Source organism: Xanthomonas chitinilytica (genome assembly GCF_026107455.2).
GTDB lineage: Bacteria > Pseudomonadota > Gammaproteobacteria > Xanthomonadales > Xanthomonadaceae > Stenotrophomonas > Stenotrophomonas chitinilytica.
This window is the reverse complement of the sequence record NZ_JAPCHY010000022.1, coordinates 18,287-27,911: the sequence shown is the minus strand read 5'-3', so window position 1 is coordinate 27,911 and position 9,625 is coordinate 18,287. Positions and strand designations below refer to the sequence as shown.

Genomic DNA, 9,625 nt, shown 5'->3' with positions numbered 1-9,625 from the left:
ACTCCCGCGCTGGCTGCACCAGTACAACTGGCACAGACCTCATGCCAGCCTCGGCTACCAGCCACCCATCAGCCGCCTCCAGCTCCCGCTGAACAACGTCCTGGGTTTACACACCTAGCGCTCCGACTGCCCGGTGTCGTCGTAGCTGCGCGGGGCGAACAGGTCCGGCTGGATCAGTTCGACGAAGGCGCGCGCCTGCGGCGACAGGTATTTGCCCTTGCGCACCACCACGCCGTAGCTGCGCGAGGGGAAGTAGTCGCCCATCGAACGGGTGGCCAGCTTGTCGCGGTCGGCCTCGTTCAGGCACAGCGCGGTGACGATGGAGATGCCCATGCCCATCGCCACGTACTGCTTGATCACCTCCCAGCCGCCGACCTCCAGCGCCACGGTGTAGGGCACGCGGTGCTGCTGGAACACCAGGTCGACCAGCCGGTAGGTGATCTGGCGCCGCGGCGGCAGGATCAGCGGGTAGGGCGACAGGTCTTCCAGCGTGAGCTGCTTCTTGCCGGCCAGCGGGTGGTCGGGCGGGGTGATCAGCACCTGTTCGAAGCGGTACACCGGCGCGTAGGACAGGTCGGCCGGCACGTCCATCATCGACCCCACCGCCAGGTCGGCGGCGTCGCTGCGCAGCAGGTCGGTGCCGTCGGCGCTGATGGCGTTGTGCAGGGTGAGCCGCACGTCGGGGTGGCGCTGGCGGAAATTCTCGACGATCTTCGGCAATAGATAGAGGATCGTCGACGAATTTGCGGCGATATTGAGCTCGCCCGCGTCCAGGCCGCGAACCTTGTCGCGGAAGCTGGCTTCCAGCCCGTCGATGCTTTCCACCAGCGGCTGCGCCATCTCGTACAGCAGCTGGCCCTCGCGGCTGGGCACCAGCCGTCGCCCGCTGCGCTCGAACAGCACCACCCCCAGCTCGCGTTCCAGCGCCTGCAACTGCAGGCTCACCGCCGGCTGGCTGACGAAAAGCGCTTCCGACGCACGCGACACCGACCCCAGCCGGACCGTCTGGCAGAACGCGCGCAACGGCTTCAGGCGATCGGATTTGTAGGGAAAACGGGGACTTGGCGGCGGCTTGGTGGGCATTTCGTGACGAGTATAAGCACAACTTATCAACAACATTGCAAAAACTGTTTTGTTAAATAGTCCTGTGCGGCGGCACGGTGTCCCCCCGGATCCCAGCAGGAGCCCAACATGTCCGCCGTCGCTACAGCGCCCCGTTCCCAGGTCGTCGACCACCCCACGCCGGGAATTGCCCTCACCACCCAGGTCGCCGGCCAGTCCGCGCTGCTGCCGGCCGGCGCGCTGGCGCTGCTGGTGTCGCTGCACCGCTCGGTGGAGAAGGAGCGGCAGAGCCGGCTGGCCGCGCGCCGCCTGCGGCAGGCGTACTTCGACCAGGGCGGGCTGCCGGATTTCCGCGCCGACACCGTCGCCATCCGCGACGGCGACTGGACGGTGGCGCCGCTGCCGGCCGCGCTGGCCGACCGCCGGGTCGAGATCACCGGGCCGACCGACCCGAAGATGGTCATCAACGCGCTGAACTCCGGGGCCAAGGTGTTCATGGCCGACTTCGAGGATTCCACTTCGCCGACCTGGCGCAACCTGCTGGCCGGCCAGCAGGCGCTGATCGGCGCGGTGCGCGGCGACCTGGAGTACACCGCCCCCAACGGCAAGCACTACGCGCTGCGTCCGTACCAGGAGCAGGCGGTGCTGATCGTGCGTCCGCGCGGCTGGCACCTGGACGAGAAGCACGTGCTGATCGACGGCCAGCCGATGGCCGGCGGCCTGTTCGACGCGGCGCTGTTCGCCTTCCACAACGCCCGCGCGCTGATGTGCAAGGAGCGCGGCCCGTACTTCTACCTGCCCAAGCTGCAGAGCATGGAAGAGGCCGCGCTGTGGGAGGCGGCGCTGTCGCACATCGAGGGCATGCTGGGCCTGCCGCATGGGCAGATCAAGGTCACGGTGCTGATCGAGACGCTGCCGGCGGTGTTCGAGATGGACGAGATCCTGTACGTGCTGCGCGACCGCATCGTCGGGCTGAACTGCGGCCGCTGGGACTACATCTTTTCCTACCTCAAGACCTTCCGCCGCCACGCCGACAAGGTGCTGCCCGAGCGCGGCCAGGTGACGATGACCCAGCCGTTCCTGAAGGCCTATTCGGAGCTGCTGATCCGCACCTGCCACCGCCGCGGCGCGCACGCGATGGGCGGCATGGCCGCGCAGATCCCGATCAACAACGACGCCGCCGCCAACGAACAGGCGATGGCGCGGGTGCGCGCGGACAAGCTGCGCGAAGTGACCGCCGGCCACGACGGCACCTGGGTGGCGCATCCGGCGCTGATCCCGGTGGCCAGGGCGATCTTCGACGAGCACATGCCCACCCCGAACCAGCACCAGGTGCTGCGCCGCGACGTGCACGTCACCCGCGACGACCTGGTCGCCGCGCCGGTGGGCACCATCACCCGCGCCGGCTTCGAGAACAACGTCGAGGTCTGCGTGCGCTACATGGCCGCCTGGCTGGACGGCAACGGCTGCGTGCCGATCCACAACCTGATGGAGGACGCGGCCACCGCCGAGATCAGCCGCAGCCAGATCTGGCAGTGGCTGCACGTGGGCGGCCTGCACCTGGACGACGGCACCGCCATCGACTCCGCGCTGCTGGACAGCACCCTGCGCAGCCTGCCGGCGCGGCTGGGCGAGCGCAGCGCGCTGCCGGGCGGACACCGCATCGACCAGGCCATCGCCCTGCTCGACGAACTGAGCCGCGCCGACGAACTGGCCGAGTTCCTGACCCTGCCCGCCTACCGGCAGATCGACTGACCCCGTTCCCCTGTAGGAGCGACGTGAGTCGCGACAGGCCTTGCCGGGAAAGCCCATCGCGACTCACGTCGCTCCTACAGAAACCCTTCGCCGATCCGACCCACCAGGAGAACCCCCATGAGCAAGCTGCCGACCGCCGAACAGATCCAGCACGACTGGGACACCAACCCGCGCTGGAAGGGCGTGACCCGCAACTACACCGCCGCCGACGTCGTGCGCCTGCGCGGCACCGTCCATGTCGAGCACTCGCTGGCACGGCTGGGCGCGGAGAAGCTGTGGAAGTACCTGCACGAGAAGGATTTCGTCAACGCGCTGGGCGCGCTGACCGGCAACCAGGCCATGCAGCAGGTCAAGGCCGGCCTCAACGCCATCTACCTGAGCGGCTGGCAGGTGGCGGCCGATGCCAACCTGGCCGGGCAGATGTATCCGGACCAGTCGCTGTACCCGGCCGACTCGGTGCCGGCGGTGGTCAAGCGCATCAACAACACCCTGCTGCGCGCCGACCAGCTGCACCACGCCGAGGGCAAGGACGAGATCGACTTCCTGCAGCCGATCGTGGCCGATGCCGAGGCCGGCTTCGGCGGCGTGCTCAACGCCTTCGAGCTGATGAAGGCGATGATCGAGGCCGGCGCCGCCGGCGTGCATTTCGAGGACCAGCTGGCCGCGGTGAAGAAGTGCGGGCACATGGGCGGCAAGGTGCTGGTGCCGACCCGCGAGGCGATCGAGAAGTTGAACGCCGCGCGCCTGGCTGCCGACGTGCTGGGCGTGCCGACCCTGCTGGTGGCGCGTACCGACGCCGAGGCTGCCGACCTGCTGACCAGCGACATCGACGGCAACGACCAGCCGTTCACCACCGGCGAGCGCACCGTCGAAGGCTTCTTCAAGACCCGCAACGGCCTGGACCAGGCGATCAGCCGCGGCCTGGCCTACGCGCCCTACGCCGACCTGGTGTGGTGCGAGACCGGCAAGCCGGACCTGGAGTTCGCGCGCAAGTTCGCCGAGGCCATCCACGCCAAATACCCCGGCAAGCTGCTGGCCTACAACTGCTCGCCGAGCTTCAACTGGAAGAAGAACCTGGACGACGCCACCATCGCCAAGTTCCAGAAGGAAATCGCCTCCTACGGCTACAAGTTCCAGTTCATCACCCTGGCCGGCTTCCACGCCCTGAACTACTCGATGTTCAACCTGGCCCACGGCTACGCCCGCCGCCAGATGAGTGCCTTCGTCGAGCTGCAGGAGGCCGAGTTCGCCGCCGCCGACAAGGGCTTCACCGCGGTCAAGCACCAGCGCGAGGTCGGCACCGGCTACTTCGATGCGGTGACCCAGGCGATCCAGCAGGGCCAGTCCTCGACCACGGCACTGACCGGCTCCACCGAGGAAGAGCAGTTCCACGGCGAAAGGGCCGCCTGATCGGGGAGGGACAGTACTTTGGCGTACTGTCGAAGCGGGCGGCCTTCGGGCCGCCCGCCGGCTATTCAGGGAGCCGAAACCGGTGAAATCCGGGCTTGAAATGGGACGTACCGCACGGTTTACTCCGGTGATATGCTCTCACGCTAGCCCGGGCGGGCGACGGGGGCAGTGGGGCAAGGGATGACCGGCAACAGTGCTGCAATCATGGCCAAAGAGCACGATCAGACCGTTGCCGCCACGGCGATGGCCGAGATCGTGCACGCCGTGTTGTCGGCCGGCGAATTCGCCCTGTTTTCCGCGTTCGGCCGCCAGCGCCGGGTCGCCGCCGGCGAGACCCTGTTCCGCCGCGGCGAGTCGGGCAGTTCCATGTTCGTCATCGTCAGTGGCATCGTCGACCTGGATTTCGGCGAGGACCTGGTGGTCAAGTACCTGGGACCGAGCGAATTCTTCGGCGAGCTGGGACTGCTGATCGGCGACCATCGCCGCGGCGCCGACGCCCACGCCTCCACCGACACGGTGCTGCTGGAACTGGACCACGCCGATTTCCAGCGGCTGGTGGACCACGACCCGGGCCTGGTCGCCTATTTCCTGCGTCGCACCATCATGCGCGTGGTCTCCAACGAGCAGGTGCTGATCCGGCAGCTGCGCCGCCGCAACCACGACCTGGAAACCGCGCTCGACAACCTCTACACCACCACCCACCAGTTGAATCACACCGAAGAACTGGTGCGCACCGACGAACTGACCGGTCTGCACAACCGGCGCGGGCTGACCCTGTACCTGCAGGAGTGCCGCAGCCCGGGACGGACGCTGCCGCAGGGGCTGCTGCTGATCGATTGCGACCGCTTCAAGCGCGTCAACGACGAGCATGGCCATCTGGTGGGCGACCGCGTGCTGCAGGCCGTGGCCAACATCCTGCGTTCGGTGGTCCAGCCCGGCGGCCTCGCCTGCCGCCTGGGCGGCGACGAATTCTGCCTGCTGGTACGCGACACCGACGCCGAAGCGCTGGGCCACGTGGGGGAATTCATCCTCCATGCGGTACAGGGCCTGATGGAGCGCACGCAACCGGTGCCGCGCATCTGTCCGGTCAGCCTCGGCGCCTGCCTGCTCGATCCGGTGAAGGACTGGAGCGACTGGTACGCGCAGGCCGACAGCGCCCTGTACGAAGCCAAGCGCCTGGGCGGCAACCGGCTGCAGTGGTCGGTCGCCAAGGCGGGAGGCGATTGATCATGTTGGCGGAGCCGGCCATGCGCGAACACGCCCAGGAGACGGCGCCGTCGGCACCGCAGTTGCGAACGCTGCTGCTGACCGACCTGTGCGATTCGGTGGCGCTGGTGGAGAAGCTGGGCGACGCCGCTGCCGCCGAACTGTTCCAGCAGCACGACCGCCTGGTGCTGCAATTGCAGCAGCAATGGAAAGGCCGGCTGATCGACCGTTCCGACGGCCTGCTGCTGCTGTTCGAACGCCCGATCAACGGCCTGGCGTTCGCGATGGACTACATGCGCGGGCTGCAGGAGCTGGGGCGCGAGCGCAACATCGTCCTGAAGGCGCGCGCCGGCATGCATGTCGGCGAAGTGCTGACCTGGCACAACAGTGCCGAGGCGGTGCAGGTCGGCGCCAAGCCGATGGAAGTCGAAGGCCTGGCCAAGCCGATGGCGGCACGGCTGATGGCGCTGGCCCGGCCTGGGCAGATCCTGCTGTCGGCGGTCGCCGAATCGCTGACCCGGCGCGCCGCGCGCGAACTGGGCGAGCGCAGCGAACGCCTGCTGTGGAAATCGCACGGCCGCTGGCGTTTCAAGGGCGTGCCGACCTCCCAGGAAATCTACGAAGCCGGCGAGATCGGCATCACCCCGCTGCGCGGTCCGCGCAGCTCGCCCAAGGCCTGGCGCGACCTGCCGCTGTGGCGGCGCCCGGCCGCGCTGGTGGCCGAGGTGGCGCTGCTGGCGGTGATCGGCATCGGCGTCTGGTTCATCACCCGCCCGGAGCCGGCCATCGCCTTCGCCGAGCGCGACTGGGTGCTGATGGGCAATGTGCGGAATCTTACCGGCGATGCATTGCTGGACGATTCCCTGGAGCAGGCGTTTCGCATCAGCCTGGAGCAGTCGCGCCATGTCAATTTGCTGAGCGACCTGAAGATCCAGGAGACCCGGTCACTGATACAGATTGCTCCCGATGTGCAGATCGATCGGGAAACAGGAATGCAGATCGCACTGCGCGATGGCGCGCGCGCCCTCATCCTGCCTACCGTTGCGACGGTCAATGGAAGCGTACGGGTCAGCGTGGAAGTGGTTGATCCTCATAGCGGGGCAACGGTGTATTCCGAATCGGTTTCCGCACCCGGCAAGGACACCACGGCGGTGCTGGCGTCGATCGATGCCGTTACGGGAAAACTGCGCGGCCGGCTGGGCGAAGCAATGGCGTCGATTGCGGCAACCCAGCCCCTGCCCAAGGTAGCTACCAGCAATTTGGACGCGCTGCGCGCATTCGCATTGGCCGAAAAGGCGATGGGCCGGCGGGACTACGAGGAAGCTCGCCGGCTGTATCAAGCGGCATTGGAAAGCGATCCCAAATTCGCGCTGGCCCACGTTGGACTGGGCAGGTTGCTGGCACGCCTGAATTCCCGGCAGGAGGCGCTGGTGCACGTTACCAAGGCGCTCGCCCTGCGTGATTCCCTGCCGCCGCGCGAGCGCTTGTATCTGGATGCCTGGAGTGAGGAGCTGGCTCCGCGTGGTTGGCCCACCGAGCACTGGATCGCGCTCGCCAAGCTCTATCCGGATTTCTTTGCCGGGCCTTCCAACGCATCGTGGTACCTGATGATGGATAACCGCTTCGACGCTGCGGCTCCTTATGCCGAGGCGGCCGCGGTACCTCAGGATCCGTTGAGGGTCTTCCCGATGATGCATCTCGGCCGCATCTTCCTGGCCCAAGGGCGTCAACAGGAGGCGCTGGACATGATGCTGGCTGCGGAGAAGCTGTCTGGCAATAAGATCAACGATGCCCGCGCCGACGTATTGATTGCGATGGGGCGTCTTGATCAGGCCGAAGTACTGCTGCAGGAGGCGCTGGGCCAGCGTGAACCGGTGGGGCGGTTGACCGTGATGCGGGGGCAGTTGCTGCTGGCGTTGGAGCGGGGAGAGCTGGAGCGCGCACTGGAGATCGCGCAGCAGCTGACCAAGGCGGCGCAGGCGTTTCCCGCCGACTATCGCAACCATTTTGCGTTGCTCGATATGACGGTAAGGGTGTTGAAGGATCCCGAGCGGATCGGCAAGCGTGACTTCGACGCGTTGGGCAAGCAGATGGAAGCGGTGATCAAGCCGGACGATCCCAATTTGCGCGACCACTACTACCGCCTGCTGACCTTGGTCTACCTGGCACAGCGTTCGGGTACCGGGGATTGGGCCGGGATGCTTCTGGCCCGGCACGCATCGTCAATCAAGGCGCTGGAAAATCCCGTGCTTGATGCATGGCTGGAAACGGTGCAGGCACGCCAGCTGTTGCATGAAGGCGACCCGGATGCAGCGATCGAAAAGTTGCAGCCGCTGCTAGATGGAAGCGAGCCGGTACAGGCGCGGGTTGTGTTGCATGACGCGTTGCTGGCTGCAGGACGGCAGCGCGAGGCAGACGAGCAGCGCCGGTGGCTGCGCGAGCATCGTGGGCGGGCATTTGCCGAAGTGGCCGCTTCGCAGGTATTGCAGGTGCTCAACGTAGCCGACAGCAGAACGCCCGAAGCGGTAGCCGTTGCCTCCCGATAGCCCCACATGAGGCCCGGCTTTGCCGGGGACTCATGTGGGAGATGGATCGCCTAGCTCGGCTTCTTCAGTTGCCCGGCGGTCTGGCCTGCTTCGAAGCAGAACACGACGGTCATCGCCATCATGGCGCTGGAGGTGAGTTGTTCGCGCAGCGCCTCCCGGGCCTTGATCAACTCCTCCCTTGGCGCCAACGTGGTGACCTTGGCGCATTGGATGGTTTCCATATCGCTGTCGGCATATCCGATGCTGGCCAACGCCCCGCGCCAGTCATGGGTGAACTGTTCGCGGAATGCCTCATCGTCGATCAGCAGGTCGAGCAGTTTCTTCGCCTGGGCCACGTCCAAAGGCCTGTGGGATGGCCGGTTGCCTTCTTCCGTCATTGCGCTTCCCCCGTGAAAAGTAGACCGATATTACCGGTGGCGGCGGATACTTGCTCGCATATCATCGACGGCCAGGACAAGCCAAGGGGGAGCCATGGAAGTCAGGCGCTGCGCGTCTGTGTACTTCGAGCCGCGCGAACAGGTCCAGCTGGATCTGAGCCAGCTGCTGGCCGGAACGAACGGTATGGTACGGACGGTATCTTGGTATGCATTGGCGCCGCATCTCGAAACCCCGGTGCCGGTTTCCGAGCAACAGATGCTCCTGCTGGGGCGGCTTTCGTCATTGCAGTGGCAGCCGGTGGAGCCGGCCTCGGTCGAGGCCTTGGCCGATCTGGTGCGGCTGGGCCTGGTGATTGACAGCCGTGCGCAGGATTGCGCTTTTGCATGCGCGGACGCGGAAGTGCGGAAGGACAACTGGTGGCCGTTGGCCGCATTGCTGCACCGGCAGGGGCGGTGGCAGAGCGTGGACAGCGTGGAGGCACTGGAGTCGGCTGGCCTTGTCACCCTGGAAGGGCTGCGCGACCGGTTGGGGGCTCCCCCTCCCTCGGGGCCGTCTGGCGACTGCCGGGTGTTGCCACTTCCGGTTCCAGCGCGTACCCCGTTCGATGCGTTGCTCGCATGCCGGGCCACCTGCCGCAATTTCGACACCGGGCGCGGGCTGGAGCTGGAATTGCTGTCGCAGATGCTCAAGCGGGTATTTGGTGTGGCCGGGGTGCTTGAGGCGAGAGGGGATACGGAGTTCGCCAAGAAGGGTTCACCGTCGGCGGGTGGGCTGCATCCTACCGAGGCATACCTGATGGTCCGGCGGGTGGAAGGAATCGCCGAGGGTCTTTATCACTACCAGCCCAGAGGGCATGCGCTGGTGCCATTGCCCTCGCTTGGCGAGGCGTTGGATAGCCTGGCCATGCGATGGCTATCGGGCCAACATTGGTTCGCAGATGCGCCGGTGCTGGTGGTGATGGCGCCGCGATTCCGGCGTACGTTCTGGAAGTACCGGAACCACAGCAAAGCGTACCGCGCGGTCGTACTGGATGTGGGGCATCTCTCGCAGACCCTTTATCTTGCCGCCACCGATCTGGGTCTGGGGGCGTTCGTAACGGCAGCGATCAACGAACGGGACATCGAACGATCGCTTGCGCTCACGGCGCTCGGTGATGGGCCGCTGGCTGTTGCGGGTTTTGGCTGGAGGCGCGATATGTTGGAGGTCGCCGAGTTTGACCCGGGAGGAGAGATCTGGGACATGCAACCGTCTGCTTCATGAGCAGACCG

The 9,625-nt window shown here is 66.4% G+C and carries 7 protein-coding genes and 1 pseudogene; 6 read left to right on the top strand and 2 right to left on the bottom strand.

The window, feature by feature from the left end; translation table 11 throughout:
• A pseudogene (locus OK345_RS17415) lies at window positions 1-118 on the top strand (integrase core domain-containing protein); the annotation flags it as partial.
• Here the strand turns inward: OK345_RS17415 and OK345_RS17410 are convergent.
• Window positions 115-1,083 (bottom strand): LysR family transcriptional regulator, encoded by a 969-nt coding sequence (locus OK345_RS17410; RefSeq protein ID WP_265129275.1) that lies wholly within the window; start codon window positions 1,081-1,083, stop codon window positions 115-117. The pseudogene OK345_RS17415 and the gene OK345_RS17410 sit on opposite strands and share 4 nt — an antisense overlap.
• A 108-nt stretch (window positions 1,084-1,191) precedes the next feature.
• Here OK345_RS17410 and aceB point away from each other — a divergent pair, with 108 nt between their 5' ends.
• The 4 genes from aceB (at window position 1,192) to OK345_RS17390 (ending at window position 7,979) form a co-directional block, all read left to right on the top strand.
• Window positions 1,192-2,817: a malate synthase A gene (gene aceB / locus OK345_RS17405; RefSeq protein WP_265129274.1), complete on the top strand. Its 1,626-nt coding sequence runs from the start codon at window positions 1,192-1,194 to the stop codon at window positions 2,815-2,817.
• Window positions 2,818-2,934: 117 nt separating this feature from the next.
• Window positions 2,935-4,227 (top strand): isocitrate lyase, encoded by a 1,293-nt coding sequence (gene aceA / locus OK345_RS17400; protein ID WP_265129273.1) that lies wholly within the window; start codon window positions 2,935-2,937, stop codon window positions 4,225-4,227.
• A 180-nt stretch (window positions 4,228-4,407) separates the two neighbouring features.
• On the top strand, window positions 4,408-5,454 hold the full coding sequence (locus OK345_RS17395; protein WP_265129272.1) for a GGDEF domain-containing protein: 1,047 nt from the start codon (window positions 4,408-4,410) through the stop codon (window positions 5,452-5,454).
• Window positions 5,455-5,474: 20 nt separating this feature from the next.
• Entirely contained in the window at window positions 5,475-7,979 is a 2,505-nt protein-coding gene (locus OK345_RS17390) for a putative peptide modification system cyclase (protein ID WP_265129271.1), read from the top strand.
• Window positions 7,980-8,029: 50 nt separating this feature from the next.
• Here OK345_RS17390 and OK345_RS17385 read toward each other — a convergent pair whose 3' ends face one another.
• A complete protein-coding gene (locus tag OK345_RS17385) occupies window positions 8,030-8,356 on the bottom strand; it encodes an NHLP-related RiPP peptide (protein WP_265129270.1) in 327 nt (108 codons plus the stop codon).
• A 94-nt stretch (window positions 8,357-8,450) separates the two neighbouring features.
• On the opposite strand from OK345_RS17385, the gene OK345_RS17380 reads away from it, so the two are divergent.
• Window positions 8,451-9,617: a putative peptide maturation dehydrogenase gene (locus tag OK345_RS17380; protein ID WP_265129269.1), complete on the top strand. Its 1,167-nt coding sequence runs from the start codon at window positions 8,451-8,453 to the stop codon at window positions 9,615-9,617.
• Window positions 9,618-9,625: the final 8 nt, after the last annotated feature.